At 66.9% G+C, this 531-nt stretch carries 1 protein-coding gene; it reads right to left on the reverse strand.

The features are described 5' to 3' along the window. A partial coding sequence (locus FGD71_RS34805; RefSeq protein ID WP_140936013.1) for a zinc-binding dehydrogenase occupies positions 1–531 on the reverse strand: 531 nt, incomplete at both ends.

Here is a 531-nt window from a genome sequence, read left to right on the forward strand (position 1 = left end):
CCTGCCCGAACAGCTCCACCAACTCCGCCAGCAACCGCCGCGTATGATCCGCACCCGCCTCGGCCAGATCGAACGCCCGGTACTCCACCCCCGGATACTGACCCGCGATCACACCCGCCTGACGAACATCCGTCTTACCCATCTCCAGGAACCGGCCACCACGCGGCAACAACCGCAGCGAGGCATCCACGAACTCCCCCGCCAACGCGTTCAACACCACATCCACACCCTCACCGCCCGTGACAGCGAGGAACCGCTCCTCGAAATCGAGACTGCGCGAGGAAGCAATGTGGTCGTCATCCAGGCCCAGCGAGCGCAGCGTGTCCCACTTGCCCTCACTCGCCGTCGCGAAGACCTCCGCCCCCAGATACCGGGCCAGCTGAATCGCCGCCATACCCACACCACCGGCACCCGCGTGCACCAGCACACGCTCACCCGCCCGCAGACCAGCCAGATCCCGCAGCCCGAACAACGCCGTCAGGAACACAATCGGCGTCGTCGCCGCCCGCTCGAACGACCAGTCGTCCGGGA

It is taken from the genome of Streptomyces sporangiiformans (assembly GCF_005768555.2).
Taxonomy (GTDB): domain Bacteria; phylum Actinomycetota; class Actinomycetes; order Streptomycetales; family Streptomycetaceae; genus Streptomyces; species Streptomyces sporangiiformans.